This is a genomic window from Actinoallomurus sp. NPDC050550 (genome assembly GCF_040655075.1).
Lineage (GTDB): Bacteria > Actinomycetota > Actinomycetes > Streptosporangiales > Streptosporangiaceae > Actinoallomurus.
Genome location: NZ_JBFAJC010000025.1, coordinates 75,964 through 101,487, shown reverse-complemented (window position 1 = coordinate 101,487; position 25,524 = coordinate 75,964). Strand labels below are relative to the sequence as shown.

General features: G+C 72.3%; 23 protein-coding genes. 14 read left to right on the top strand and 9 right to left on the bottom strand.

Annotated features, from left to right (window positions below):
• Positions 1 to 2: 2 nt before the first annotated feature.
• On the bottom strand, positions 3 to 209 hold the full coding sequence (locus AB0I04_RS30560) for a hypothetical protein (protein WP_360891969.1): 207 nt from the start codon (positions 207 to 209) through the stop codon (positions 3 to 5).
• Between the two features lies 1 nt (position 210).
• The gene (locus tag AB0I04_RS30555; RefSeq protein ID WP_360891966.1) at positions 211 to 897 is read right to left on the bottom strand and encodes an alpha/beta hydrolase-fold protein; all 687 of its coding nucleotides are present in this window, start codon (positions 895 to 897) and stop codon (positions 211 to 213) included.
• 256 nt (positions 898 to 1,153) lie between these two features.
• On the opposite strand from AB0I04_RS30555, the gene AB0I04_RS30550 reads away from it, so the two are divergent.
• Positions 1,154 to 2,134 (top strand): zinc-binding alcohol dehydrogenase, encoded by a 981-nt coding sequence (locus AB0I04_RS30550; RefSeq protein WP_360891963.1) that lies wholly within the window; start codon positions 1,154 to 1,156, stop codon positions 2,132 to 2,134.
• On the top strand, positions 2,135 to 2,518 hold the full coding sequence (locus AB0I04_RS30545) for a 6-carboxytetrahydropterin synthase (protein WP_360891960.1): 384 nt from the start codon (positions 2,135 to 2,137) through the stop codon (positions 2,516 to 2,518).
• Here the strand turns inward: AB0I04_RS30545 and AB0I04_RS30540 are convergent.
• Positions 2,494 to 3,561 (bottom strand): glycosyltransferase family 4 protein, encoded by a 1,068-nt coding sequence (locus AB0I04_RS30540; RefSeq protein WP_360891957.1) that lies wholly within the window; start codon positions 3,559 to 3,561, stop codon positions 2,494 to 2,496. The two genes, AB0I04_RS30545 and AB0I04_RS30540, sit on opposite strands and share 25 nt — an antisense overlap.
• A 4-nt stretch (positions 3,562 to 3,565) precedes the next feature.
• Here AB0I04_RS30540 and AB0I04_RS30535 point away from each other — a divergent pair, with 4 nt between their 5' ends.
• Entirely contained in the window at positions 3,566 to 4,648 is a 1,083-nt protein-coding gene (locus AB0I04_RS30535; RefSeq protein WP_360891954.1) for a glycosyltransferase family 4 protein, read from the top strand.
• Between the two features lie 75 nt (positions 4,649 to 4,723).
• On the opposite strand, the gene AB0I04_RS30530 is transcribed toward AB0I04_RS30535, so the two are convergent.
• A complete protein-coding gene (locus AB0I04_RS30530) occupies positions 4,724 to 5,686 on the bottom strand; it encodes a cation diffusion facilitator family transporter (RefSeq protein WP_360891951.1) in 963 nt (320 codons plus the stop codon).
• Positions 5,687 to 5,751: 65 nt separating this feature from the next.
• Between AB0I04_RS30530 and AB0I04_RS30525 the strand changes: the two genes are divergently transcribed.
• Entirely contained in the window at positions 5,752 to 6,123 is a 372-nt protein-coding gene (locus AB0I04_RS30525) for a metalloregulator ArsR/SmtB family transcription factor (RefSeq protein ID WP_360891947.1), read from the top strand.
• Between the two features lie 10 nt (positions 6,124 to 6,133).
• Here AB0I04_RS30525 and AB0I04_RS30520 read toward each other — a convergent pair whose 3' ends face one another.
• Positions 6,134 to 7,438, bottom strand: coding sequence for an FAD-binding oxidoreductase (locus tag AB0I04_RS30520; protein ID WP_360891944.1), 1,305 nt, complete (start codon positions 7,436 to 7,438; stop codon positions 6,134 to 6,136).
• Positions 7,439 to 7,463: 25 nt separating this feature from the next.
• The gene (locus tag AB0I04_RS30515) at positions 7,464 to 8,966 is read right to left on the bottom strand and encodes an MFS transporter (protein ID WP_360891941.1); all 1,503 of its coding nucleotides are present in this window, start codon (positions 8,964 to 8,966) and stop codon (positions 7,464 to 7,466) included.
• Between the two features lie 47 nt (positions 8,967 to 9,013).
• Here AB0I04_RS30515 and AB0I04_RS30510 point away from each other — a divergent pair, with 47 nt between their 5' ends.
• Positions 9,014 to 10,450: a PLP-dependent aminotransferase family protein gene (locus AB0I04_RS30510; RefSeq protein ID WP_360891938.1), complete on the top strand. Its 1,437-nt coding sequence runs from the start codon at positions 9,014 to 9,016 to the stop codon at positions 10,448 to 10,450.
• A gap of 66 nt (positions 10,451 to 10,516) precedes the next feature.
• Here AB0I04_RS30510 and AB0I04_RS30505 read toward each other — a convergent pair whose 3' ends face one another.
• Complete coding sequence (locus tag AB0I04_RS30505; protein WP_360891935.1) at positions 10,517 to 11,128, bottom strand: hypothetical protein; 612 nt, start codon at positions 11,126 to 11,128, stop codon at positions 10,517 to 10,519.
• 152 nt (positions 11,129 to 11,280) lie between these two features.
• Between AB0I04_RS30505 and AB0I04_RS30500 the strand changes: the two genes are divergently transcribed.
• Both AB0I04_RS30500 and AB0I04_RS30495 read left to right on the top strand, forming a co-directional pair.
• Positions 11,281 to 12,726 (top strand): aldehyde dehydrogenase, encoded by a 1,446-nt coding sequence (locus AB0I04_RS30500; protein ID WP_360891932.1) that lies wholly within the window; start codon positions 11,281 to 11,283, stop codon positions 12,724 to 12,726.
• Between the two features lie 11 nt (positions 12,727 to 12,737).
• Positions 12,738 to 13,835, top strand: a complete 1,098-nt coding sequence (locus AB0I04_RS30495; RefSeq protein ID WP_360891929.1) for an NAD(P)-dependent alcohol dehydrogenase — start codon at positions 12,738 to 12,740, stop codon at positions 13,833 to 13,835.
• Between the two features lie 196 nt (positions 13,836 to 14,031).
• Here the strand turns inward: AB0I04_RS30495 and AB0I04_RS30490 are convergent, their stop codons facing one another.
• Entirely contained in the window at positions 14,032 to 15,798 is a 1,767-nt protein-coding gene (locus tag AB0I04_RS30490) for a helix-turn-helix domain-containing protein (protein ID WP_360891926.1), read from the bottom strand.
• 88 nt (positions 15,799 to 15,886) lie between these two features.
• Entirely contained in the window at positions 15,887 to 16,465 is a 579-nt protein-coding gene (locus AB0I04_RS30485; RefSeq protein WP_360891923.1) for a dihydrofolate reductase family protein, read from the bottom strand.
• 247 nt (positions 16,466 to 16,712) lie between these two features.
• On the opposite strand from AB0I04_RS30485, the gene AB0I04_RS30480 reads away from it, so the two are divergent.
• The 7 genes from AB0I04_RS30480 to AB0I04_RS30450 all read left to right on the top strand — a co-directional run bounded on the left by AB0I04_RS30480 (position 16,713) and on the right by AB0I04_RS30450 (position 25,455).
• Positions 16,713 to 17,861 (top strand): MFS transporter, encoded by a 1,149-nt coding sequence (locus AB0I04_RS30480; protein ID WP_360892068.1) that lies wholly within the window; start codon positions 16,713 to 16,715, stop codon positions 17,859 to 17,861.
• A 167-nt stretch (positions 17,862 to 18,028) separates the two neighbouring features.
• Positions 18,029 to 18,565 (top strand): DUF6069 family protein, encoded by a 537-nt coding sequence (locus tag AB0I04_RS30475; RefSeq protein WP_360891920.1) that lies wholly within the window; start codon positions 18,029 to 18,031, stop codon positions 18,563 to 18,565.
• 171 nt (positions 18,566 to 18,736) lie between these two features.
• Positions 18,737 to 20,299 (top strand): protein kinase, encoded by a 1,563-nt coding sequence (locus tag AB0I04_RS30470; RefSeq protein WP_360891918.1) that lies wholly within the window; start codon positions 18,737 to 18,739, stop codon positions 20,297 to 20,299.
• Positions 20,300 to 20,476: 177 nt separating this feature from the next.
• The gene (locus tag AB0I04_RS30465; protein WP_360891915.1) at positions 20,477 to 21,901 is read left to right on the top strand and encodes a serine/threonine-protein kinase; all 1,425 of its coding nucleotides are present in this window, start codon (positions 20,477 to 20,479) and stop codon (positions 21,899 to 21,901) included.
• Positions 21,902 to 22,050: 149 nt separating this feature from the next.
• Positions 22,051 to 22,260: a copper ion binding protein gene (locus tag AB0I04_RS30460; protein ID WP_360891912.1), complete on the top strand. Its 210-nt coding sequence runs from the start codon at positions 22,051 to 22,053 to the stop codon at positions 22,258 to 22,260.
• A gap of 46 nt (positions 22,261 to 22,306) precedes the next feature.
• A complete protein-coding gene (locus tag AB0I04_RS30455) occupies positions 22,307 to 23,206 on the top strand; it encodes a hypothetical protein (RefSeq protein ID WP_360891909.1) in 900 nt (299 codons plus the stop codon).
• 8 nt (positions 23,207 to 23,214) lie between these two features.
• The gene (locus AB0I04_RS30450) at positions 23,215 to 25,455 is read left to right on the top strand and encodes a heavy metal translocating P-type ATPase (RefSeq protein WP_360891906.1); all 2,241 of its coding nucleotides are present in this window, start codon (positions 23,215 to 23,217) and stop codon (positions 25,453 to 25,455) included.
• Positions 25,456 to 25,524: the final 69 nt, after the last annotated feature.

The following is a 25,524-nucleotide window of genomic DNA, read 5'->3' as shown; positions in this document are numbered from 1 at the left end:
TCCTACTCTCTTCTCAGATGACCGCCGAGGAAGACCAACTGGTCCGGTAGGTGCGGCTGCCAGAACGCACCGTCGTGGCATCCGCCGCTCATCGCCCCGGCGGGTCGCAGCCGCGCCCGCAGCCGGCGGACCATCGGCGCGAACGGGTCGCTGGTGCCGCAGTCGACCCTCGTCGGTACGCCCTTCAGCCGATCCAGGCCCGCGAACACGTCATTGCGCGCGAAGTCGGCCGCGTCGTCGAACGCCCGGTGGTTCGTACGGCGGGCGTTGTCGTACGAGGGGAACAGCGCGGGCGACGAGGCGACGGCGGCGGCCATCCGGGGTGCGCCGACCGTCGGCCAGGAGCAGCGCGCCGTAGCCGCCCATCGACCAGCCGATCACCCCGAACCGGTCCGTCGACGCCCCCTGCCGGCGCAGCCGGGGCAGCAGCTCATCGACGATCATCCCGAGCGGGTCCTCGCCGTTCGCACGCCGGTGCCAGTACGTGCTGGGCCCGCCGTCTACCGCGACGAGCGCGAACGGCGGGACGCCGCGGGTGCGCACGACCTCGGTCAGGTAGCGGTCGAGCCGGAGACCGGAGGCGGCCGAGGCCCCGTTGCCGCCGTTGCCGTGCAGCGCCACCGCGACCGGCAGCCCCCGAAGCGACGTGACACCGGCCGGGAGCACGACGACGGCCGTGACGTCGGTGCCCCGCCGACGCGAGGAAAAGGTCTGCGTCTGGACCACGCCTGGGGTACGCGGAGGGCTCGGCACGGACCCGCAACGCCCGATGGCCCGGTCGAACGCGACCTTGCCCGGCAGCACGTCCTCCTCGACGAGGACCGCGCCGGCCCCTCCGGCGACCGCGACCGCCCCGAGTCCCGCGCCGCCGAACAGGAAGGCACGCCTCGACACCATGAAATCCGCCTCTCGCCGTCATGTTCCGAACAGAACAGACGCCCGCCGACGGTCCGTGGTTCAGCTCCCAAGGTCGACCGCCGCCCCGTCAGCCCCCCGTCGAGGGCCGTATCCGGCGTGGGTTCCCCATCAGCCCGTAGGCCGAGGGTCCTCCCACTCAGGGACCTCCCGGACTAACGTCAGGGGACAACGTGCTTGAATCGCGACCCATGACCTACGCGGTTTTTCGGAGTCCACGGAAGGGTAGAGACGCGCCGTGAAAGCCCGGTTCGTTCTGCATGTCGGCCCTCGGCGCGTGGAGCTCCGCGAACGCGAGGTCGAGTCCCCGGAACCCGGGCAGGTCACGGTCGAGACGATCTTCTCCGGGATCAGCTCGGGCACCGAACTGCTCGCCTACCGCGGGGAGGTCCCGCCGGAGACGGCCCTCGACGAGAGCATCGACGCCCTCTCGGGCGCCTTCGGCTATCCGTTCGTCTACGGCTACAGCTGCGTCGGCCGCGCCGACGACGGCGACCTGGTCTTCGCCTTTCACCCGCACCAGGACGTGTTCACCGCGTCGGAGGACGCCCTGATCCGCCTGCCCGCGGTGGACCCGCGCGCGGCCACGCTGTTCCCGCTGGTGGAGACGGCCCTGCAGGTCACGCTGGACGCCGCCCCCGGCTACGGCGACACCGTCGTCGTGCTGGGCCTCGGCGTGCTCGGCACGCTCACGGCCCTCCTGCTCGAACGGACCGGCGCGCGCACCGTGGCCGCCGAGCCGCTCCCCTGGCGCCGGAAGCTCGCCGCGTCGCTGGGCCTGCGCGCCGTACCGCCGGAGGAACTGGCCGACGTGGTCCGGCGGGAGACCGGCGGCGCGGGCGCCCGTACGGTCATCGACGCCACCGGGAGCCCGGACGCGCCCGGCCCGGCGCTCGCCCTCCTCGCCCACGAGGGCACCCTGCTGATCGCCTCGTGGCTCGGCACCAAGGACGCGGCGCTCCCCCTCGGCCGCCACTTCCACCGCCGCCGGCTGACGATCCGCAGCACGCAGGTCTCGACGATCCCGGCCGCACTCAGTGGCGGCTGGACGATCGAGCGCCGCCGCCGGGAGGCCGCCGCGCTGCTGGCCGAGCTGCCGCTGGAGTCACTCGCCACCCACACCTTCCCGGTCGAACGGGTCGCCGAGGCGTTCGCGGCTCTGGACCGCGCCGAGGAGGGCGTGATGCACGCCGCGTTGTCGTACGGAAGGGGAGCGTAGATGGGGTACGAGGTCGGGCTGCACAAGACGGTACGGGCGATCCACCAGATGCCCGGCAAACCACCGCCGGAGGGCGAGCCTCACCACCACGACTACCGGTTCGAGGTCGTCGTGAGCCGCGAACGCCTGGACGAGCAGGACATGGTCTGCGACCTGGACGTCCTGGAGGCGGCGCTCGCCGACATGCTCGGGCGGATCGAGAACCGGGACCTGGAGATGATCCGCCCGCCCGAGGCGGCGGCGGTCACCGTCGAGGTGCTGGCGCGCTGGGCGCACGACACGCTCGCCGAGACGGTCCGTAAAGCGGGCGCGCAGACCCTGTCCGTACGGGTCTGGGAGTCGCCGGAGGCGTTCGGCGGCTACTCGTCGAGCATCGTGGCGTAGGCGGTCAGGCAGCGTTGCGCGCAGCGATCCCACGTGAAGCGCTCGAGGACGAGCTGCCGTGCGTCGTCGCCGAGCCTGCGGGCGAGCGGGCGGTCCGCGAGCAGCGTGCGGATGCGGTCGCGCAGCTCCCCGACGTCGCCCGGCTCGGTGAGGAACCCGGTCTCCCCGTCGCGGACGACCTCGGGCAGCCCGCCGAGCCGGCTGCAGATCACCGGCGTGCCGCTCGCCATCGCCTCCAGGACGGTCAGGCCGAGCAGCTCGGAGATCTCCACCGTCCGCCCGTAGCAGGTCCGGTGCACCGACGGCAGCACCAGGACGGCGGCCTCCCGGTACAGCCGGCCCGCCTCGGCGTCGTCGACCGGACCGACGAACCGTACGGGTTTCCCGGCGGCGAGCCGGGCCAGCAGGACGAGATAGCCGGACTCGGGCGGGCGCGGATCGTGCCCGGCGCTGCCCACGACGGTCAGCTCGGCGCCGTCGGGCAGCGCCTGGATCAGCCGGTCGAGCCCCTTGTGCGGAGTGATCCGCCCGACGAACAGCACCCCGGCGCGGTCGGCGCGCGGGTCCGGGCGGTACCAGGCCGGGTCCGCGCCGCCGTACAGGACGTCGGTGCGGCCGGGCGGGGCGTTCAGCGTCCGCGCGGAGAACCGCGAGACGACGAGGAACCGCTCGAACAGGCGCGGCAGCAGCCCGCACCACCCGCCGCCGCCCAGCCCGTGATCGGTCACCGCGAGGTGCCGTCGCCGTACGAGGGCGGCCAGCCGGCTGGGCGCGCTGCGCAGCTGATGCGTGTGGACGACGTCGGCGTCGGCGAGCGCCGATGGTAGGCCCAGGGCGAGGGGGTGCGCGGGATGCCCGCGCCAGCACCCCCACCGGTGCAGCACGCGGATCCGCAGGCCGCCCGGCTCCCGGATCAGGCGGGCGCCCGGCCCGAACGTCACCAGCTCGCAGTCGACGCCGCGGGCCAGTGCCCGGGCCAGCATCAGCGGATACCGTTCACCGCCGCCGTACACGCCGTCGGCCCCGAAAACGGTCGGAGCCACGTGGATGACGCGCACCCTGTCGATCTCCCTCGTCACTCTGGGCGATCCGCTGACGATGACGGGCGGTTACCTTTACCACCGGCGGATGGCCGAGCTCGCGCCGGCGTACGACGCCCGGCTCACGTTCGCTTCCTTCCCGTTCCTGGCGTTCCCGCTCCCGGCCCTGGCCGCGCGCCGGGTCCTGCGGACGGTCCGGGAGCAGCGCCCGGACGTGGTGCTGATCGACAGCATCGCCGCGGCGTTCCTCGCGCCGGTGCGCCTGCCGCCGGGCCTGCCCGTCGCCGCGATCCTGCACCAGCCGCCCGGCGGTATCGACCACGGCCGGCCGCGCGCGCTCGCGCAGGCCGTGCTGGACCGGTGGACGTACCGACGGGCCGCCCGGCTGCTCGTCGCCAGCGAACCGCTCGGCGCGGAGCTCGCCCGGCAGGGCTTCGGTGACCGCCTCGTCGTCGTCCCGCCGGGCCGCGACGTTCCGGCACCGTCCCCGGGCCCGGCGGCGGACCTGCGCGCCAGGGCCGACGCGGCGCTGCTGTGCGTGGCGAACTGGCTGCCCCGCAAGGGCGTCCTCGACCTACTCGACGCCGTCGCTGCCCTCCCCGACGGCGCCGCCCGCCTGCACCTGGCCGGCGACGAGGACGCCGACCCGGCGTACGCCGCGCGGGTCCGGCGACGGCTCGGGGAGCCGGACCTGGCCGGGCGGGTCGTCCGCCACGGACGCCTGCCGAAGGAGGAGGTCGCCCGCCTCTACCGGGACGCCGACGTCTTCGTCCTGCCGAGCCTGCGCGAGCCGTACGGCACGGTGTACGGGGAGGCCATGGCCGCCGGCCTTCCCGTCGTCGGATGGCGCGCGGGCAACCTCCCCCACCTGGCCCGGGACGGACGCGACGGCCTCATCGTCGAACCGGGCGACATCCCCTCCCTGACGGCGACCCTGGCGAGGCTGTGCGCCGACTCCGCCCTGCGTGACCGGCTCGGCGCGTCGGCGCGGCAGCGGGCCGAGGAGTTCCCCACCTGGGAGGACAGCGCGGCGCTCCTCTTCGGCACGCTGCGGGAGCTCACCCCAGCAGATCCGACACCGCCTCGGTGAACGCCTTCGACATCCTTCCCCGGAACCGCTGCGCGGCCTGACCTCAGCAGCCTCGCGGAGAGGGCGGCGCGGGCGTCAGCGGGGGCCGGAGTCGGCCGGTACGGGCGGTGCCGACCGGGTGGCGTGGGCGTGGGCGTGCACGTCGCCGGCGTCGGGAACGGCGGTGCGTACCGCTCGTTCCACCGCGGCGTTGATCCCATCGGCGTCCAGGAGGCTGATGCCGTCGTCGAGACGGGTCTCCACCTCCACCGCGAGGGTCCGGCCCATCCAGCGCGCCCGGACCCCGGCCGCGCCGACGCCCGGCACACCGGCGGCGGCCGTACGCGCGGCGTCGAGGTGTTCGGGCTCGACGCCGTCCATCAGGCGGTGCAGCAGGTCGCGGGTGACCTCGACGCCGACGTGGCAGATGAAGAGTGTGACGGCCAGTCCGGCCACCGGGTCGCCCCAGCGGTACCCGGCTGCCACGAGTGCGAGGCCGACCAGCGCGCCGAGCGAGGACACCGCGTCGAGCCAGGAGTGCTTCGCATCGGCGATCATCGTCGCCGACCGGATCCGGCGGCCCACCCGCAGTTTGTACCGGGCGACGATCTGGTTGCCGACGATCCCGAGCGCCGCGCCCGCCATGCCCAGGGCGGCGTCGGTCGTGGGTGCGCCGCCCACGAGCTTCTGGTAGCTCTCGTACCCGGCGAATATCGCGCTGGCCCAGATCACCAGCGCCACGCCGAGCCCGGCGAGGTCCTCCGCCCGCTCGTAGCCGTACGGGTAGCGGGCCGTCGCGGGCCGCCGTGAGATCCAGAAGCCGAGGAAGACCACCGCCGACGTCGACACGTCGGAAAGGTTGTGCAGGCCGTCGCCGAGTAGCGCGACCGATCCGGTGACCAGGGCCAGGGCGATCTCGACGAGGGCGGTCACCGAGAGGCCCGCCGCCGAGACCGCCATCGCGCGGTTCGCCGCTCTTCGGTCGGCGGCCTCGTCACGCCCGGTGGACGCGGGAACGGCGGATGTCACGGTGGCGCACTCCTCGGCTCGTACGGTCATTCCCTCCCATCATAGGTGATCACGTGAATAGGTGTTCACATGTTCCTCACGGTTACGATGGCGATATGGGACACGGCGTTGACGGACAAACGACCCCTACCGGGCCCATCGACGCCGACCTGGCCAAGAGCGTCGCCGAGACCATGCAGGCCCTCGCCACCCCCAGCCGGCTGCGCATCCTCAGCCGCCTGCGGCAGGGCCCGTGCTCCGTCGGCGAGCTCGCCGACTCGATCGCCATGGAGCGCTCGGCCGTCTCCCACCAGCTGCGCTACCTGCGCCATCTCGGCCTCGTCACCGGGGACCGGCACGGCCGCAGCATCGTCTACCAGCTGTACGACAATCACGTCGCCACGCTGCTGGACGAGGCCGTCAGCCACATCGAGCACCGCCGTCTCGGTGTGACCGACGTCCCCCCGCGCGGCGCCGCCACCGCCTGACGGGAACCCGTCAGGACAGCACAGGGAAGTTGCTGCGGAACACGTTGTGCGGGTCGTGGCGGCGCTTGACGTCGCGCAGCCGGCCGAGCGCGGCGGGGGTGAACGCGTCGGCCACGGTCTCCCCGGGGTTCAGGAAGGTGAGGGGCTTGCGGCCGCTGACGGGGAGGGCCTCGGCGAGTGCGCGCTGCCGGTCCGCGACGGCCTGGGCCGTCGCCGGGTCGGCCGGGATGCCGAACAGGTAGAGCGCGAAGGGCTCGGTCAGCGGGCCGTGCGGGCTGTCGGACGGCTGAGTGAACGCGCCGCCGAGGTGCCGGATCTGCACGCTCAGCAGCGGGGCGATCGGGTCGGCGAGCAGCGCCTTGGCCGCGAGGTCGTCCAGTTCGGTGAGCAGTTCGCCGCGTGACAGGCCCGCGCCCGGGTCGGTCGGTTCGGCGGTGATGGTCCCGAGCTCGGAGACCGGCATGACCCGTCTGCCGTCGGACAGCGGTCGGGCAAGGCGGTTTAGGGGGCTCAGCAGGTCGCGTGCCTCGTCCGCGTCGCCGAGGTACGTGGCGTCCACGGCGACCATGGGGTCAGCGCCGGGGAAGTGCAGCAGGTCCAGCCAGACGGTCAGCTCGTCCGGCGCGGTGGCGGCGATCCGCCGGTAGGCGTCCAGCACGTCCGGAGTGTGCTCGGCCGTCCACAGGACCCGGCCGCCGTACAGGTGCGGCGCGGGGTGCAGGGCCAGTTCCAGGGCGGTGACGATGGCGAAGTCGCCGCCTCCGCCGCGCAGGGCCCAGAACAGGTCGGCGTCGGTGTCGGCGGTGACGTGCCGCTGCCGCCCCTCGGCGTCCACGATGTCGAAGGCGGTGACGCTGTCGGCGACCCAGCCGTGCCTGCGGCCGAACCAGCTCAGTCCGCCGCCGAGGGCGACGCCGGTGACGCTGACGACCGGGGAGCTGCCGGGCAGGCCGGTCAGGCCGTACGGTGCGGCGGCGGCCTGCACCCGACCCGAGGGCACGCCCGCCCCGACGCGGGCGCGGCGAGCGGCCGGATCGATCTCCAGGGCGTCCAGCCGACCGGTGCGCAGCAGGATGGTGCCCTCGGTGCGGCCGGTGGCCCCGTGCCCGTTCGGCTGGGTGGCGACGCTCAGTCCGGCGGATCGGGCGTGGCGGACGAGCGCGGCGACGTCGTCGGCGTCGGCGGCCTCGACCACGGCCGTCACCGGCTGCTCGACGGCCAGGTTCCACGGGCGGCGGGCGGCGTCGAAGCCGGGGTCGCCGGGCAGCAGGACCCGGCCGCGGACGATGGAGCGCAGAGTGGTCAGGGGATTCATGGTGATGTTCCTTCTCTCGTGGTGATCAGGCCGCGACGTGCTCGAGCACGTCGGCGTGCCCCGTCCGGCGGCGCGTGGGAGTGAAGCCGAGGGCGACCAGGGCGGTGAGCGCGATCCCGGTGGCCGCGACGAAGACGGCGGTGCGCAGGCCGTCGGTGGTGGCCGCGCGTAGTGCGGGCCCGGCCTTCCCGCCGGTGTGGGCACCCGCGATCGCGACCAGGACGGCGAGGCCGACGGCCCCGCCGACCTGCTGCGCGGTGGACGCCACCCCGGAGGCGACGCCCTGCTGGTCGGCGGGGGTCCCGGCGGTCGCGGCGCCGAACATCAGCGTGTAGCCGGCGCCCTGGCCGACACCGAGGACGATCAGACCGGGCAGCAGCGCCAGGTAGGAGCCGCCGGTGGTCAGGCTCGCACCCACGATGACGGTCCCGACGCCGCCGACGACCAGGCTGGCGATCATGGCGGTACGGGTGCCGCGGGCGGTCGCCAGCCGGCCGCCGAGCTGCGATCCGGCGACGATCGCGGCCATCGGCACCAGGAAGGCCAGGCCGGTGCGCAGCGCGTCGTACCCGTGCACGACCTGGAAGTAGACGGTCAGGAAGTACAGCAGGGTGCCGAAGGTCCCCATGTACAGGAAGGTGACCAGTACACCGGTGCCCAGGTCGCGGTCGCGCAGCAGCCGTAGGGGCAGCACCGGGTCGGCGCTGCGGGCCTCGATCGCGACGAACCCTGCCAGCAGCACCAGGCCGAGCACGGCCGCGCCCGCCACGGCCGGCGCGCCCCAGCCGGACTCCGGCCCCTGCACGAGGGCGAACACCACCAGCGTGGTCCCGGCCGTCGCGGTGAGCGCCCCGGTAAGGTCGAACCGGCGGCCGGTCCGCCGCGCGGCGCCGCGCGGGACCAGCGGCAGGGCCAGCAGCGCGGCGACGCCCGCCAGCGGCACGTTGACGAAGAACACCGCGGCCCAGCCGAACGCGTCGGTCAGCACGCCGCCCAGCAGCGAGCCGAGGATCATGCCGCTGCCGCCGGCGGTGCCCCACACCGCGAAGGCGCGGTTCCGTTCGCGGCCTTCGGCGAAGCCGGTGGAGACCAACGTCAGCGTCGCGGGGAACAACAGCGCGCCGCCGAGTCCCTGCACCGCGCGGGCCGCCACCAGCGTCAGGGGCGCGGTGGCCAGGCCGCCCGCCAGCGACGACACCGCGTACAGGACCAGCCCTAGCACGAAGATCCGGCGTGGCCCGAGCAGATCCACGGCCCGTCCGCCCAGCAGCAGGAACCCGCCGAAGGCGACCGCGTAGGCGCTCACCACCCACTGCAGCGTCTGCGCCGAGAAACCGAGCGCCGAGCCGATCTCCGGCAGCGCCACGTACACGATGTTGTAGTCGAGAGAAATGATCAGCTGAGCAAACGCCAGCAGCGCCAGTGCCGCGCCCGGGCGCCGGAACCGTACCGTCCGGTCGCCGTTGTTGTCGGTCATCGGTGAGGAGTCCGCTCGGGGACTGGTGGTGACCGTGTTCTCGGTTGTCATGATCACCACGTTAGGAGCGTGAAAGACCTTGGATAAGGTTCATTCTCGTGGTGGATTCATGGGTCAATTCGGCCGAGCGGATCGGCAGTGACCTGCATCTGGACCTGGCCGGCCCCGGCAGCCGCCGCGCGGTCCTCATCCGCGCGCTCCGGGATGCCGTACGTGACGGGAGGCTCGCCCCGGGCACCCGCCTGCCCCCGTACCGTTCCCTCGCGGCCGACCTCGGACTGGCCCGCAACACCGTCGCCGACGCCTACGCCGAACTGATCGCCGAAGGATGGCTGATCGCCCGGCAGGGATCCGGCACCCGCGTGGCGCCGCGGGCCGAGCCGGTCCGGTCCCCTCGCGTGCCGAAGAGGGCGCCCGCGCGTCCGGCCTCGCCGACGCACAACCTACGGCAAGGGCAGCCGGACGCCGCCTCGTTCCCGCGCTCGGCCTGGCTGGCCGCCGCCCGCCGCGCGCTGAACACCGCGCCGAACGACGCGTTCGGCCCAGGCGATCCGCGAGGCCGTACGGAACTGCGCCAGGCGCTGGCGGAGTACCTGGCGCGCGCCCGTGGTGTCCGTACGACACCCGACCGGATCGTGGTGTGCTCCGGCTTCGCCCACGCGCTGCGCCTGCTGTTCGGTGGCCGAGTCCTGCGCGGCCCGCTGGCGATGGAGTCCTACGGGCTCGCCTTCCACCGTTCTCTCCTGGAGGCCGCATCCGTCCGTACCGTCCCGCTCACGCTCGACGAGTCCGGTACCCGTACCAGCGAGCTGCGGTCCCTCAAGGGGGTGCGGGCGGTGCTGCTCACGCCGGCGCACCAGTTCCCGACCGGAGGACCCCTGCACCCCGAGCGGCGTGTGACCGCGGTGGACTGGGCCCGAACCCACGGTGGCGTGATCCTGGAGGACGACTACGACGGTGAGTTCCGCTACGACCGTGAACCGATCGGCGCGGTCCAGGGACTCGACCCCGAACGGGTCGTCTATCTCGGCTCGGTCAGCAAAAGTCTGTCGCCCGCGTTGCGGCTCGGTTGGATGGTGCTGCCCGAGCATCTCGTCGATCCGGTGCTCACGGCCAAGGGCGAGCGGGAGGCCTGGGCGGGTGTGATCGACCAGCTGACCCTCGCCGAGTTCATCGCGTCCGGCCACTACGACCGGCACATCCGACGGATGCGCCAGCACTACCGGGCCCGTCGTGACCGCCTCGTCGCCACCCTCCGCGCCCGAGCTCCGCACATCGATCTCACCGGCGTCGCCGCCGGGCTACACGCGGTTCTGCACCTGCCGCCCGAAACCGAGCGCTCCGCCGTTCAGGCCGCCGCTCGGCAGTCGATCGCCCTGGACGGACTCGCCGACTTCCGCCATCCGGCCGCCACCATGCCCGTCCAGGACGGTCTGGTGGTCGGCTACGCCACCCCACCGGACAGCGGGTATGGCGCGGCCGTCGAGGCTCTGTGCCGGATCCTCCCCCCGGCGCCGACCGATGGGGCGGTGTAGCGGCACGGCCCGTCGTACTGGTCGGCGCGCCGCGGCACGGTCCAGCACACCAGGCCTGACATGGGATCAGGCCGCCGCGGACAGGCGGGCGGCCAGCAGCGCGCGCCCTTCGACGATCAGCCGGTCCGCCTCCTCGGCGTCGTACCAATCGCCGTACGGGTGGCCGGCGACGGCCAGCTCGCAGAGGTGGATGAGCGAGCCGGTTCTCCGTGACAGCTTGTGGCACGCCCACTTCACCGACGTCTCCGCGTTCGCCTCCTCCAGCTTGGCCGGGGCGTTGGCGATCTCTTCCGTGATGAAGTCGCGGTTCGGTGCGAGCCCGGGGTCGGCCAGGATCCGCGCGGTCGCCGCCGCGGCCCCCGCCTCGTCGCCCGCGAGCCGGCAGATCCGCGCCTCGAGCGCGTTCATCGTGACGACCGGGCTCCAGACGTTGTAGTTCGGCTCCGCGCCCGGCACCGGCACCGCCGCCGTGACGGAGCGCAGCACGTCGAGCGCCTCCGCCTCCCGTTCGAGCGCCCACAGAAACCTGGCGAGGTCGGCCTGGTCGTACAGCTCCTTCATGCGGGTGTGCGACCACCGGCGGGCCAGGGACATCTTGACCTTGGCGAGGTAGCGGTTCGTCTCGTTGGTGGGAAGCGCCGCCGCAGGTGGCGTCACCGTCGTCGTGGACCTGGACATGACCGGCATTCTCCCTGACTCGGCCGGATGCGGCGGTGTCCAGAAATTGGACAGTTAGTAGGACGCCGACGGCCCGACCATGGGCCTCGGGCGCGGAAGCCGGCCGGGCCGTCACCGGCGGCCCGGCCTCTCCCGGCGAAACGGAGGACGGCATGCGACTGCGGTACGACTCCCTGTTCATCGACGGCCAATGGGCCGAGCCGCACGGCACCGGGCGGATCGTCGTCCGGTCCCCCAACACCGAGGACGAGATCGGGGACGTCCCCGAGGCCGTCGAGGCCGACGTCGACGACGCGGTGGCCGCGGCGCGCCGGGCGTTCGAGGACCCGTCGGGCTGGGCCGCGTGGCCGCCCGAGGCGCGGGCCGGCGCGATGGAGCGCCTGGCCGACGCGCTCGACGCGCGGGCGGAGGACATGGCCTCCCGGGTGAGCGGCCAGAACGGCATGCCGATCGCGATCGCCCGGCAGATCGAGGCGGGCATGCCCGCCCTGGTGCTCCGTTACTACGCCGACCTGATCCGGCGGACTCCCGCCCAGGAGACCCGGCCCGGGTTGCTCGGCGGGTCCGCGCTGGTCCGGCGGGAGCCGATCGGGGTCGTGGCGGCGATCGTGCCGTGGAACTACCCGCAGACGCTCGCGTCCTTCAAGATCGCGCCGGCGCTCGCCGCCGGATGCACCATGGTGATCAAGCCGTCTCCGGAGACCGTGCTCGACGCCTACCTGCTGGCGCAGGCGGTGATCGACGCGCAGCTCCCGCCCGGCGTCGTCAACATCGTCACCGGCGGGCGCGAACTGGGCGCCCACCTGGTCGCGCACCCGGGCGTCGACAAGGTCGCCTTCACCGGATCGACGGCGGCCGGCCGGTCGATCGCCGAGACCTGCGGCCGGCTGCTGCGGCCGGTCACGCTCGAACTCGGCGGCAAGTCCGCGGCGATCGTGCTGGACGACGCCGACCTGGACGGGCACCTGCAGGACCTGTTCGGGGCGTGCCTGCTCAACAACGGCCAGACCTGTTACCTCGGCACGCGTGTCCTCGCCCCGCGCATCAGGTATGACCGGATCGTGGACACCGTCACCGAGCTGGCCCGGGCCCTGCGGGTCGGCGACTCCCTCGACCCGGAGACGCAGATCGGCCCGCTGGTCAGCGCCCGGCAGCGCGACCGGGTGGAGTCCTACATCGCCAAGGGCCGCAGCGACGGCGCCCGGCTCACCGCGGGCGGTGGGCGGCCGACCGGCCGCGACCGGGGATGGTTCGTCGAGCCGACGGTGTTCGCCGACGTCGACAACCGCGCCACGATCGCCCAGGAGGAGATCTTCGGCCCGGTCCTGACGATCACCCCGTACACCGACGTCGACGAGGCCGTGGCGATCGCCAACGACTCCGACTACGGCCTCGGCGGCTCGGTGTGGACCTCCGACCCCGACCGGGGCGTCGCGGTCGCCGCGCGGGTCCGGACCGGGACCATCGGCGTCAACGGTTACCTGCCCGAGCCGGTGGCGCCGTTCGGCGGCGTGAAGGACAGCGGCATCGGCCGCGAACTCGGCCCGGAAGGGCTCACCGCCTACCAGCAGTTCAAGTCCGTCTACCTGGCGGGATAGGGGTCAATGTCATGCACGCCACCGCGGCCGTGATGCCCGGCAAGGGCGCACCGTTCCAGCTGCGCGAGGTCGTCCTCGACGAGCCACGGCCGAATGAGGTCGTCGTCCGGGTCGTCGCCTCCGGGATCTGCCACACCGACCTCATCGTCCGGGACCAGTGGTATCCGCCGGAACCCCCCGTGGTGCTCGGCCACGAAGGCGCGGGCGTCGTGGAGCGGACCGGCTCCGACGTCACCTCCGTACGGCCCGGCGACCGGGTCGCGATGTCCTTCGACTTCTGCCGGACCTGCCGCAACTGCCTGCGCGGACGGCCCGCGTACTGCACGGACTTCCTCCCCCGGAACTTCGGTGGCCGCCGCGCCGACGGCTCCGCGACCGTACGTACGGGCGACGGCTCGCCGATCAACGCGAACTTCTTCGGTCAGTCGTCGTTCAGCACCTACGCGCTGGCGCCCGAGCACGCGGTGGTGCCGCTGCCTCCCGATCTGCCGCTGGACGTGGCCGCCCCGCTCGGCTGCGGCGTCCAGACGGGGGCGGGTGCGGTCCTGAACTCGCTCGCCCCGCCGCCCGGCAGCTCCATCGTCGTCTTCGGCGCGGGCACGGTCGGGCTCAGCGCGATCATGGCGGCCGACGTCGCGCACTGCGGCCCGATCGTCGCGGTGGACCTGGTGCCCGAGCGGCTGGCGCTCGCCGCCGAGCTCGGCGCCACGCACGGCCTCCACGGTGCGGCCGACGGCCTCGTCGAGCAGATCCTGGAGATCACCGGCGGGGGCACCGACTTCGCGGCGGAGACCACGGCCAGTCCGGCGGTGCTGCGCACGGCCGTCGACTCCCTGAACTTCGGCGGCACCTGCGGAGTCATCGGCGCCGCCCCGATGGGCACCGAGGTGTCGCTGGACATGTCGGCGCTGCTGTTCGACAAGTCGGTGCGGGGCATCATCGAGGGCGGCAGCGTCCCCCGGCTGTTCATCCCGAAGCTCATCGACCTGCACGGGCGCGGCCGGTTCCCGTTCGACCGGCTGATCCGCACGTACCCGTTCGACGAGATCAACCGCGCCGCCGAGGACTCCGAGAAGGGCGTCACGGTCAAACCCGTCGTCCTGATGTGACGACGCGGCCGGGGGCGTGGACGGTCCGGTCACTTCGGCGACCGCACCGTCCACGATGTGCGCGGGCGGCCGGAGCACGGCGGAGTGGCAGGAGCGCGGCGGGACATCGCGCACGGCGGGAACGGCAGCACGGTGCGACGGCGGCGCGCGGTGGACACCGCACGCGGCGGGGCGGCGACGCGCGGCGGGGACGGCGTCAGAGTGTGACGCCGAGGGCGCGGATGCGGTTGTAGAGCGTCGTCCGGCTGATGCCGAGGCGTCGGGCCGCGTGCGCCTTGTTGCCCTCGCTGGTGCGCAGCGCCGCGACGATCGCGTCGTGTTCGGCCTGTTCCAGCGGGGTCAGCCGACGTGACCGGCGGCTGCCCTGATAGGCGGGCGGCAGGTCCCGTACGGTGACGTCCCCGGCGGAGCGCCGCGCGGCGACGTCCCGCAGGACCTCCTCCAGCTCCCGGAGGTTGCCCGGCCACGAGTGACCGGCGAGGACCTCCAGGGCCGTCGGCGTCAGCCGCAGCCTTCCTCCCGTGTGCCGGGCCAGGATCACCCGGGCCAGTTCGGGGAGTTCGTCGCGTCGCGCGCGCAGCGGCGGCAGGTCCACGCGCGCGATGCAGTGCGCCGCGAGGGCGGCCCGCTCGCCACGCAGTTCGGCCGCAGACGACGCGGTCAGGGCGAACCACGCCCCGGCGGTGCGCAGCAGGCGTGCCACCTTCGCGGCGACGGGCTCCGGCAGCAGCTCCACGGCCTCGATCGCGACCAGCCCGTCGTGCTCGCCCGCCAGTCGCTCCAGGTCGGCCAGCCAGGCGCGTTCCCCGCGCCGATCGATGTCGGCGGCGTCCAGGACGGCCGGTGCGGCGGGTCCCGCCAGCGACCGGAGGGCCGTGCTGCGTCCCGAGCCCGGCTCGCCGCGAACGAGCACGGGCAGCCGCCGCTCACGATGGCGCTCGAGCTCTCGGTCCGACCGGTCGCGACGCGGCGCCGAACGCGGCACGTGCTCCGCGCCGTCATCGGCGAAGAACAGCTCGAACAACGTCCCCCCACTGTCGCCGTCGCGCGACCAGGCGACCCGCGCCGTGCGCCCCGAGGACAGGGCCAGTTCCCGCGTCGCCGGCCGGACGGGCGGTCCGTCGGCGGTAAGGCCGAACAGCAGCGCGTGGTCGGCTCCGTCCAGCGTCTCGATCGCCGCCGGATTCGCCAGCACGATGCCGTTGCCGAGCATCAGCACCGGGTGGGTCCTGTGCAGCGCGGCCGTCTGGAACGCGGCCAGCATGCGGCGTTCCGCCTCTCGCGCGCCGTTCAGCAGGCGGCGCTCGATGTCCCGTACGGCACGCAGGAGGAACGGGGCGAGCAGCGGGCTGTCGTCCCTGGTCTGGCAGGTGATGTCGAGGACGCCCACCAGCCGCCGGCTCGCCGGGTCGATCAGTGGATGTCCGTAACAGCTCAACCGCTTGAACGCCTCGAGGTAGTGCTCCCGGCCGCGTACGGCGATGCCCTGGCGGAGTTCGAAGGCGGTGGCGATGGAGTTCGTGCCCGTGGTGTCCTCGCGGAACGGCCGGCCCAGGGCGGCGCCGAGCCCCTCCATCGTCACCCGCACGGACCGCTCGCCGAACCGCAGCGCGGCCACCCGTGACTCCTGGTCGACGAGGGCGACGAAGAAGCCGGTCCCGGCGAGCTCCTCGGCCATCGCGTCGAGGACCGGCGTGGCCGCCACGAGCAGCCTGCTGCGGAGGTCGACGTCGAGGACGGTGAACCGGTCGGCCGGCGCGTCCGGCCGGAGCCCGGACAGCGACGAGCGCCGCCACGACTGCGCTATCTCCGGGCGCAGCCTTCCCACCTCGGGGAACATCGCCGTGAACCCGCGGTCGTCGGCCGCCACGGCGGTCCGCCGCGGCGCGCGGGCATCGGGGCGTCCTCGAGGGGTGAGTGTCCGGGGTTCGGGGGATGCGCGGCGCTCGTCGTCCAGGTTCATCGCCGACTCACCTGCGATTCGAAAGGTCAAGTCGACCTTAGGCGTCGATCTGACCGTCGTCAATAATGTGCCCGACGTCTACGATCGTTCATCCGGCGGAACCGTAGATGAGGCTCACCCGGCCGTCCGACAACTGCTGGACCTTCCGGAGTTCGAGCCCGTGACGGTGTTCCGTTCCCGCGAAGAGGGCCTTCCCCTCACCGGCGATGAGCGGGTAGACGATGAGGCGGAGCTCGTCCACCAGACCTGCGTCGACCAGGCCGGCGGTGATCTGTGCGCCTCCCATCAGATAGATGTCCTTGCCGGTCTGCTCTTTGAGAGCGGCGATGTCGTCCAGGCTCCGCAGGAACGTGGTGTTCGGCCACTGAGCCGATTCCATAGTGCTCGACAGCACATAGTGCGGGGTCCGCGCGGCGAAACTCGCCCATTCGAGTTCACCCGGCGTCGGCGGGTTGTCGCCGATCCAATGGTGCCCGTCCGGCTCGGTCTGGATCGCGGTCCAGTACGTCTCGTAGCCGCGGTACATCGCCGCGCCGAGCACGCACGCGTCCACCTGTGACGTCAGGTCGTAGTCGTCCTGCCAGGCCGCCACCCAGTCCGCGTAACCTTCGGGACCCTCCATCTTCCCGTCGACAGAGATTTTCATTCCAGCGATGAGCTTTCGCATGTCACGCCTCCTGGCGTCCGTTGGTGAGTCGCCCCACCGACGTACGGGTGCCAGCGAAATCGACAGCTAGCCGGAAAATTCTTCAGCGGTCACGCGATCAAGCAGTCACAACCGCAAAAGCACAGGTCAGCCCCTCACTTAGAACGAGCTACCCCCAAACCCGATGGCCGCGCGGACGGCCCTGTCGTACGCTACGGCCATGCGACGACGACATTGATCTTCACCTGGCTCCAGACTCGCGCGCCGGCTGTACGCCTACGCGTTCCTCGAGGACTTCGTCCTCCTGTATCCGGTCTACGCGGTGCTGTTCGCCAAGGCCGGGCTGTCTCCCGCAGCGATCTCGTCGCTGTTCGTCATCTGGTCGGTGACCTCCTTCGTCCTGGAGATCCCGGCGGGCCTGTGGGCCGACGTCTTCTCGCGTAGGTCACTGCTCACGATCGCCCCGCTCCTCACTGGCACGGGCTTCGCGCTGTGGACCTTCGCCCCGTCGTACGTCTCCTTCGCGCTCGGCTTCGTGCTCTGGGGTGCGGGCGGCGCGCTGCGTTCGGGGACGCTGCAGGCCCTCGTGTACGAGGAACTCTCGCACCACGGCGCGGCCGACGCTTATCCGCGGATCCTCGGCCGTACGCACGCCATGGGCATGCTGGCGGTCATGACCGCGACCGGCCTGGCCGGGCCGGTCATCGCCCTGGGCGGCCACCGCGCCGTGGGGATCGCGAGCGTCGCCGCCTGCCTGCTCTGCGCGGCGGCCGCCCGCTCGCTGCCCGGCTCGCGGGGCCGTGCCGAGCGCGGCCAGGGATACCGGGAGGTACTCCGCGTCGGCCTCGCCGAGGTCCGCCGTACGCCCTCGGTCCGCCGGTCCCTGCTGATCGTCTCGGTGCTGATGGGAACCGCCGGCGCCCTCGACGAGTACGTCCCGCTGCTCGCCGGGTCGACCGGCGCCCCCGCTTCCGTCGTCCCGCTCCTCGTCCTGCTGGTGACGGCCGGGATGACGGCGGGCGGCTGGCTCGCCGGGCGCGGCACGCGATGGACGGCCGGCCTTCTGGTGCTCGCCGCCGGATGCCTCGCCGCCGGCGCGGCGAGCGGCCGGGCGGCGGGACTGCTGCCCGTCGCCCTGGCCTTCGGCGTCCTCGAGTGGGCGATGAGCAATGCCGACGCGCGGCTGCAGGAGCAGATCGGCGACGAGTCCCGGGCGACGGTCACCTCGGTCGCCGGCTTCGGCTCGGAGGTCATCGCGGTATCGACCTACTCCGCCTACGCGCTCGGCTCGACCTGGGCGGGCCCCGGTGCTCTGTTCGCCCTGGCCGCCGTCCCGTTCTTGGCGGTGGCCCTGGCGGTACGGTCCGCGGGAGCCGGCGGGAACGGGCCGGGTGCCGACGGCGGGACGAACGGATGATGACCACCGTGCGCTTGTGGTTGCCTTCTGCGCCTGGTGGGTGAATTGTGACCAAAAACGCCATCTGTGTTGACACGCAGCGTGACGTGACGACAGCCTAGCGAGGTCCCGGACCCGACGAGGGGACACGGCCACCCCGAGCCGACACCCCGACGAGGAGAGAACGTATGCGTTCGACGGACTATTCGTGGGACGAGAAGACCGGTGCCGACGCTGGCCGGCTCTGGGCGGGCGGCGCGGCGACCGCGCTGGTCGCTGCCGGCGTCGCGCTGGTCGCGGTGATGGTGATGCACCGGCTACTCCACGCTCCCCTGATCAGCCCCGGAGGAATGAGACAGTCCGCCGACTACGCGATGGTCGCATTCCCGATCGCGGCGGCGCTGGTGACACTGCTCGCGACCGCCCTCCTTCACCTACTGATGGCGACCACGCCGAGCGCCTCGCAGTTCTTCACCTGGATCGCGTCACTCGCGGTGATCCTCGTCGTCCTGCAGGTGTTCCTCGACGACCACAAGATCCTCACCCAGGTGGAGACCGCGGCGTTCTACTTCGTGATCGGCATCGCGATCATCTCCCCACTGCTCGGCGTCTCCCGTACCGCCGTACGCCACCAGCGGCATCAGGCCTACCGGGAGAACAACCCGGCCGACTACCGAGGCGAGTACCGAGACGACTACCGGCACGATCCACGTTCGTACCGCTGACGCGCACCCGGCCGCAGATCCGATCCGCGGCCGTCTCCGGCTCGGAGCCGTCGCGGCACCGGCCTACTCCGCCTTCGCCCCTTCGCGCGCTTGCGCGCGAAGGGGCGCTGGTGCAAGGTCGGTAGCGCACTCCGGCGGAGCGGAGGCCGACGCGGCGGGGAGGAAGCGCGGGTGGGAGGCGAACATCGCGCCGGTGATGTCATCGACGACCGGTTCCTCCTGAAGGAATGCCTCGGCACCGGCGGGATGGGAACGGTCTGGCGTGCCCATCACCAGCACCTGGAAATCGACGTCGCCCTGAAGCAGATGATCATCCCTGCGGAGGGCGCGATCCCCGAGGATCTGTTGACCCGCGCTCGCCGCGAGGGACGGACCCTCGCCAGGCTGCCACCGCATCCGGGCATCGTCTCCGTACGCGACCTGATCACCGTCGAGGGCCTCCCGTGGCTGGTGATGGACCTCGTCGAAGGACGCTCCCTGAAACAGATCGTCTGGGAGGACGGCCCGCTGACCGAGGAGCGCACCGTCGATCTCGGCGAACAGCTGCTGAGAGCGCTCCGCTTCGTACACGGCCATGGCGTGCTGCACCGCGATCTGAAACCGGGAAACATCCTGATCAATGCCGCCGGCGACGCGACGCTGGTGGACTTCGGCATCGCCGTGCACGCGGACGACACGACGCTCACCCGGAGCGGCTCGCTGATCGGAACACCGGGCTACATCGATCCGGAGCGCCTCCGGGGACAACGCCCCATCGAGGCGTCGGACCTGTTCTCCCTCGCCGCCACCCTCTATTACGCCGTCGAGGGCAGTGCCCCTTTCCGCCGCGACAATCCGGCCGCCACGGTCCATGCCACGCTGTACGAGCGGCCGATCTCCATGCGCCACACGGGGGCGCTGCGCGAGCTCATCGAAGAGTTGCTGGCTCCCGACGCGACGGAACGACCGTCGGCGGAAGAAACGCTGCAGCGACTTCGAGTCGCCAGGACCTCGACCGCCACCACGGAGACCGCCGGCAACGGACCCGAACCCGACAGCGCCGATCAAGGCACGGCCGACACGCCACCACCCGCGTCCGGGGCAGAACGCTTGTCCGAGATCCCGGCGACACAATCAGGGGGTGTTGCCGCGCCTCCGTCCAGCACGCTGCAGGCCGAATCGCCGAAGTCCGGCGGGAAGCCCACGGCCGGGCAAGACGATGGGACCAGCGGTTCCAAAGGGTGGCGCAATCTCGGCCTCTTCCTGACCGGGCTGTTGCTGGTCGGAACGCCACTGGTCTTCGGCATGGGCTTCGCCCATCCGGCGGCGCACACCAATTACTTCGCGACGGCCCTTTTCCTGCCCCTGAGCATGTTCACCGTCTTCTCCGTCGTCGGGTTCGCGATCACGCGGTACGAGATAATGACCGGCGTCGCTTTGTTCATCGGAGCGGTATCGCTCCTCTTCGGCATCGCCGTCGGACTGATCGTGGGAGCGATCGCCGGAGACCTCTACGCGGGAGCAGTGATCGGCGCGCTGGTCCTCGGCGCGATCGGCATCGCGTTCGGTCTGGTCGGCGCGGATCCGGATTCCGGCGAGTCCTGGGGCGCCGCCATCGCGATGAGTCTGTTCTGCGCCGCCGTGTGGATCCTGCTGATCGAGACCGTCGGCTACCTCACCCAGCGCTGGGCCGTACACAGCGCCGTCGGCTTCCTGAACACCTGGGCAGGGTCCCTCGTCCACCTTTTCAGCTGATACCAGCACCGACTGTGATCAAGTAGCACGGCTCGTTAGGGCACTGTGTCGCGAAGGTCCGTTCCGCGAATATGGCGCGTGTCGGGGAACGCGGAGGTATGCCCTATTCGACCGCTGGTCGATAAAATCGCGGTGATCCGGCCGCATCGGTGGGGTGCGGAACTGGAAGGCGGGGCGATGTCCGACGTTGACGCGCTGCGGGCGGGGGATCCGACGACCATCGGGCGGTTCAGCCTGATCGGCCGGCTTGGTGAGGGTGGGCAAGGGATCGTCTTCCTCGGCGAGGACGATACCGGCAGGCGCGCGGCGGTGAAGGTCCTGCACTCGCGGCCGGACGACATCTCCCAGCTTGGCCGCTTCGTCAAGGAGATCCAGACGACCCAGCGGGTCGAGGCGTTCTGTACGGCCGAGGTCATCGAGGTCGACTTCAATGGGACCCCGCCGTACGTCGCGAGCGAGTTCATTCCGGGGCCCTCGTTGCATCGGCTGGTCACCGAGCAAGGGCCGCGCGTCGGCTCGGCGCTGCACCGGCTGGCCGTGGCGACCGCGACGGCGCTCGCCGCGATCCACGAGGCGGGCGTTGTCCATCGTGATTTCAAGCCGAGCAACGTCATGATGGGTCCCGACGGCGCACGTGTGATCGACTTCGGGATCGCCCGGGCGGTGGACGCCGCGGGGACGCTCACGGGGCATGTCGTCGGTACACCCGCCTACATGGCGCCGGAGCAGATCGGCGGGGCGCCGGCCGCGGCGCCGATGGACGTCTTCGCGTGGGGCTGCGTGATCGTCTTCGCTGCGACCGGGCGCTCCCCGTTCGGGCAGGACAGCGTGATGCAGGTGATCAGGCGGATCATCCACGAGCCACCGGACCTTGGGGACCTCGCCGAACCGCTGCGCGGGATCGTCGCCGACTGCCTCGCGAAGGATCCGGCGGCGCGGCCCAGCGCGCAGGATGTCCTGCTCCGGCTCCTCGGCCGCCGGACGCCGTCGGCACCCGGTGGGCCGGCGATTCTCGCGCCGACGCCGTCATGGCAGCCGGGTACCCCCTCCCCGTACCCGCCTCCGACCATCGCGATGCCGCAGGGGCGCTCCCGGCGGTCGGCGGTCGTGTACGGCGTTCCGGCCGGGGTCGTCCTCGCCGCCGCCGCGGTCGCCGTCCCGCTCGTGCTCACCACGCAGCAGGGCGGCCATACGCCGAAGCCCACCCCGACGCCCACGGCGTCGTCGTCCGCGCCTCTGGCCAGCGTGTTCCCGGCGGACATGGCGGGCACCTGGTCCGGCACCGTCAGCGAGTCCCCCGGCGGCAAGAGCAGCGTACGGGTCACCATCACGGCGGGGGCGACGTCCGCGACCGCCGACTACGGCGACTACAAATGCGCGAGCCGGCTGCAGATCAGCAACGCCTGGGCCGCGCAAGCGGTCCCCAATCCCACGACGGTCAACCTCGTCGAGGGCGTCACCAAGGGTGACTGCCCCAATGGCAGCAACGCCCAGCTGGTGCTCCAGTCGCCGACCCAGATGTGGTTCAGCCTCACCGGTTACAAGACCGACGCGAGCCAGACGGTGTTCACCCGGGTCGGCGTGATCACGAAGACGGGCTGACATCCCAGCATCACCGGCTCTTCACCGACACATCGGCTTTGGAAACCCCCTGGGGGTATGTTATGGTCCCCGATATGCCCTACCCCCGATGGGTATAGGTTGGGGCCCGGCCGGAACTCCCGGCTCGAACGACGCATAAGGAGAACGGAATGACCACCACCGAGTACACGGTCAAGGGAATGACGTGCGGCCACTGCGTCTCGGCCGTCACCGCCGAGGTCGGCGCCGTCGACGGCGTCACCGACGTGAAGGTGGACCTGGCCTCCGGCGTGGTCACCGTCGCCAGCACCGCCCCCCTCGACGACAAGGCGATCCGCGACGCGGTGGACGAGGCCGGTTACGAAGTCGTCGATTCCTGATCGAAGCGAGCTGCTCCGGAGACGACCGGAGCAAAGGGAGACAGCGATGAACACACCGGCCAGGCTCGGCATCTTCGGCCTCGGGCTGGCGGCGGTGTTCGGCGCGGCACTGGGGGCCGGTCACCTGACCGGCCCCGTCGGGGCCGAGGAGAAGCCGCACACCGCGCACGGCGGCATGGAGCACCAGGGTCACGAGAGCGCGTTGCCGGGCGGGCTGCTGGTGTCCGACCGGGGCTACACCCTGACCACGGTGCCCGACGCGACCGGCGCGTTCGCGTTCCGGATCATCGGGCCGAACGGACGGGCGGTGACCGCGTTCGACACGCAGCACGACAAGCGGATGCATCTCATCGTCGTCCGCCGCGACCTGTCCGGTTTCCGGCACGTGCATCCGACGATGGGCGCCGACGGTACGTGGCGGGTCGCCTCCCCGTTGAGCGGCGCGGGCACCTATCGCGCGTTCGCCGATTTCAAGCCCACGGGCGCCGACCCGCTGACCCTCGGCATCGACACGGCCGTCGCGGGCGCTGCCACGCCACGGCCGCTGCCCGCCCCGGCCGAGATCGCCACCGTCGACGGATACACCGTCACCCTCATCGGAACCCTGGCGGCGGGCCGGACCGGCCGGCTCGATCTGGCGATCTCCCGGGACGGCAAACCGGTCACCGATCTGCAGCCCTACCTCGCTGCGTACGGGCACCTCGTGGCGCTGCGCCAGGGCGACCTGGCCTACCTCCACGTCCACCCGGACGGCGAACCGGGCGACGGGAAGACGAAGCCGGGCCCGACCATCACGTTCTACGCCGAGGCACCGTCCGCCGGCACGTACCGTCTCTACCTGGACTTCCAGCACGACGGCGCGGTCCACACCGCCGAGTTCACCGTCGTGGCCGGCGGCCCGACAGGCACGGGGACCTCCGGCGATCACCAGCACCACGCGGGCTAGGAGGGGTGATGAGCACCACCACGCACACGACACCCGACCGGGTCGAGCTGGCGATCGGCGGTATGACCTGCGCTTCGTGCGCGAACCGCATCGAGAAGCGGCTCAACAAGCTCGAGGGCGTCACCGCGACCGTCAACTACGCCACCGAGAAGGCCAGCGTCAGCTTCGGCCCCGGCGTCACCCCCGACGACCTGGTCGCCCAGGTGGAGAAGGCCGGCTACACCGCCGCACTCCCCACCCCCGAACCCGCTGAGGAGGAGACGGCCGAGGACGCCCCCGTACGGGCCCTGCGCGACCGGCTGCTCGTCAGCGCCGCGCTGGCCGTCCCGGTCATCCTGCTCGCGATGGTCCCGGCGCTGCAGTTCCGGTACTGGCAGTGGGCGTCGCTGACGCTCGCGGCGCCGGTGCTGGTGTGGGGGGCGCTGCCGTTCCACCGCGCGGCGTACAAGAACCTCAAGCTCGGCGCGGCGACGATGGACACGCTCGTGTCCCTGGGCACCATCGCGGCGTTCGGCTGGTCGCTGTACGCGCTGTTCTTCGGCACCGCCGGCGAACCGGGCATGCGGCACCCGTTCACCTTCACCATCGAGCGCGCCTCCGGAGCCGGGAACATCTACCTCGAGGTGGCCGCCGGGGTGACGGTGTTCATCCTGGCCGGGCGCTACTTCGAGGCGCGGTCGAAGCGGCGCGCCGGCGCCGCGCTGCGGGCGCTGCTGGAGATGGGCGCCAAGGACGTCGCCGTGCTGCGCGGCGAGCGCGAGGAGCGCGTCCCGATCGAGCAGCTCAAGGCCGGGGACCGGTTCGTCGTCCGGCCGGGCGAGAAGATCGCCACCGACGGGATCGTCGTCGAGGGGAGCTCGGCGGTCGACGCGAGCATGCTCACCGGCGAGTCCGTGCCCGTGGAGGTCGGGGTCGGCGACACGGTCGTCGGCGCCACCGTCAACGCGGGCGGCCGCCTCGTCGTCGAGGCCACCAAGGTCGGCGCGGACACGCAGCTCGCGCAGATGGCCCGGCTGGTCGAGGAGGCGCAGAGCGGCAAGGCGCAGGTACAGCGCCTCGCCGACCGGATCTCGGGCATCTTCGTGCCGATCGTGATCACCCTCGCGGTGGCCACGCTCGGGTTCTGGCTCGGTACGGGCGGCAGCGTCTCCGGCGCCGTCACCGCCGCCGTCGCGGTGCTCATCATCGCCTGCCCGTGCGCCCTGGGCCTGGCCACCCCGACCGCGCTCCTGGTCGGTACGGGACGCGGCGCGCAGCTCGGCATCCTCATCAAGGGCCCCGAGGTGCTGGAGTCGACCCGCAGGGTCGACACGATCGTGCTGGACAAGACCGGCACGGTCACCACGGGGAAGATGAGCCTGGTCGACGTGGTCACCGCCGACGGGCAGGACGCCGACGAGGTGCTGCGGCTGGCCGGCGCGCTGGAGGACGCCTCCGAGCACCCCATCGCCCAGGCCATCGCCCGCGGCGCGACCCAGCGGGTCGGAGCGCTGCCCCAGCCGGAGGACTTCGCCAACGTCGAGGGGCTCGGCGTTCAGGGCATCGTGGACGGCCACGCGGTCCTGGTCGGCCGTACACGCCTGCTGGAGGAGTGGTCCGAGCACCTGCCCGCCGGGCTGGAGCGTGCCAAGGCCGCGGCCGAGGCGGAGGGCAGGACGGCGGTCGCGGTCGGCTGGGACGGCGAGGCGCGCGCGGTGCTGGTCGTCGCGGACACGATCAAGGACACCAGCGCCGAGGCCGTCACGCGGCTCCGCGCGCTCGGCCTGACGCCGGTGCTGCTGACCGGCGACAACGAGGCGGCAGCCCGCGCGGTCGCGGCCCAGGCCGGGATCGACGAGGTCATCGCGGAGGTGCTGCCCGCCGACAAGGTCGACGTCGTCAAGCGACTGCAGGACGAGGGCAAGGTCGTCGCGATGGTCGGGGACGGCGTCAATGACGCTGCGGCCCTCGCGCAGGCCGACCTGGGCCTGGCGATGGGTACGGGCACCGACGTGGCGATCGAGGCCGCCGACCTCACGCTGGTACGCGGCGACCTGCGGGCCGCCGCCGACGCCATCCAGTTGTCCCGCCGGACGCTGGGCACCATCAAGGGCAACCTGTTCTGGGCGTTCGCCTACAACGTGGCCGCCCTGCCGCTGGCCGCCGCGGGCCTGCTCAACCCGATGCTGGCCGGCGCCGCGATGGCGTTCTCCAGCGTGTTCGTGGTCAGCAACAGCCTGCGGCTCCGCCGCTTCCAGGCCGCTCGCTGAGGCGGGCGACGTCCCGATCCCATGAGTCCGGCCCCCGGCGTCCGGGGGCCGGACTCGGCGTTCGCCGAC

Excerpts from the sequence above, each read along its gene's own strand:
- AB0I04_RS30555 (WP_360891966.1), bottom strand. The coding sequence starts at position 897 with ATGGTGTCGAGGCGTGCCTTCCTGTTCGGCGGCGCGGGACTCGGGGCG.
- AB0I04_RS30545 (WP_360891960.1), top strand. The coding sequence starts at position 2,135 with ATGGGGTACGAGGTCGGGCTGCACAAGACGGTACGGGCGATCCACCAG.
- AB0I04_RS30535 (WP_360891954.1), top strand. The coding sequence starts at position 3,566 with ATGACGCGCACCCTGTCGATCTCCCTCGTCACTCTGGGCGATCCGCTG.
- AB0I04_RS30530 (WP_360891951.1), bottom strand. The coding sequence starts at position 5,686 with ATGACCGTACGAGCCGAGGAGTGCGCCACCGTGACATCCGCCGTTCCC.
- AB0I04_RS30525 (WP_360891947.1), top strand. The coding sequence starts at position 5,752 with ATGGGACACGGCGTTGACGGACAAACGACCCCTACCGGGCCCATCGAC.
- AB0I04_RS30520 (WP_360891944.1), bottom strand. The coding sequence starts at position 7,438 with ATGAATCCCCTGACCACTCTGCGCTCCATCGTCCGCGGCCGGGTCCTG.
- AB0I04_RS30515 (WP_360891941.1), bottom strand. The coding sequence starts at position 8,966 with ATGACAACCGAGAACACGGTCACCACCAGTCCCCGAGCGGACTCCTCA.
- AB0I04_RS30505 (WP_360891935.1), bottom strand. The coding sequence starts at position 11,128 with ATGTCCAGGTCCACGACGACGGTGACGCCACCTGCGGCGGCGCTTCCC.
- AB0I04_RS30500 (WP_360891932.1), top strand. The coding sequence starts at position 11,281 with ATGCGACTGCGGTACGACTCCCTGTTCATCGACGGCCAATGGGCCGAG.
- AB0I04_RS30495 (WP_360891929.1), top strand. The coding sequence starts at position 12,738 with ATGCACGCCACCGCGGCCGTGATGCCCGGCAAGGGCGCACCGTTCCAG.
- AB0I04_RS30490 (WP_360891926.1), bottom strand. The coding sequence starts at position 15,798 with ATGAACCTGGACGACGAGCGCCGCGCATCCCCCGAACCCCGGACACTC.
- AB0I04_RS30485 (WP_360891923.1), bottom strand. The coding sequence starts at position 16,465 with ATGCGAAAGCTCATCGCTGGAATGAAAATCTCTGTCGACGGGAAGATG.
- AB0I04_RS30475 (WP_360891920.1), top strand. The coding sequence starts at position 18,029 with ATGCGTTCGACGGACTATTCGTGGGACGAGAAGACCGGTGCCGACGCT.
- AB0I04_RS30465 (WP_360891915.1), top strand. The coding sequence starts at position 20,477 with ATGTCCGACGTTGACGCGCTGCGGGCGGGGGATCCGACGACCATCGGG.
- AB0I04_RS30460 (WP_360891912.1), top strand. The coding sequence starts at position 22,051 with ATGACCACCACCGAGTACACGGTCAAGGGAATGACGTGCGGCCACTGC.
- AB0I04_RS30455 (WP_360891909.1), top strand. The coding sequence starts at position 22,307 with ATGAACACACCGGCCAGGCTCGGCATCTTCGGCCTCGGGCTGGCGGCG.
- AB0I04_RS30450 (WP_360891906.1), top strand. The coding sequence starts at position 23,215 with ATGAGCACCACCACGCACACGACACCCGACCGGGTCGAGCTGGCGATC.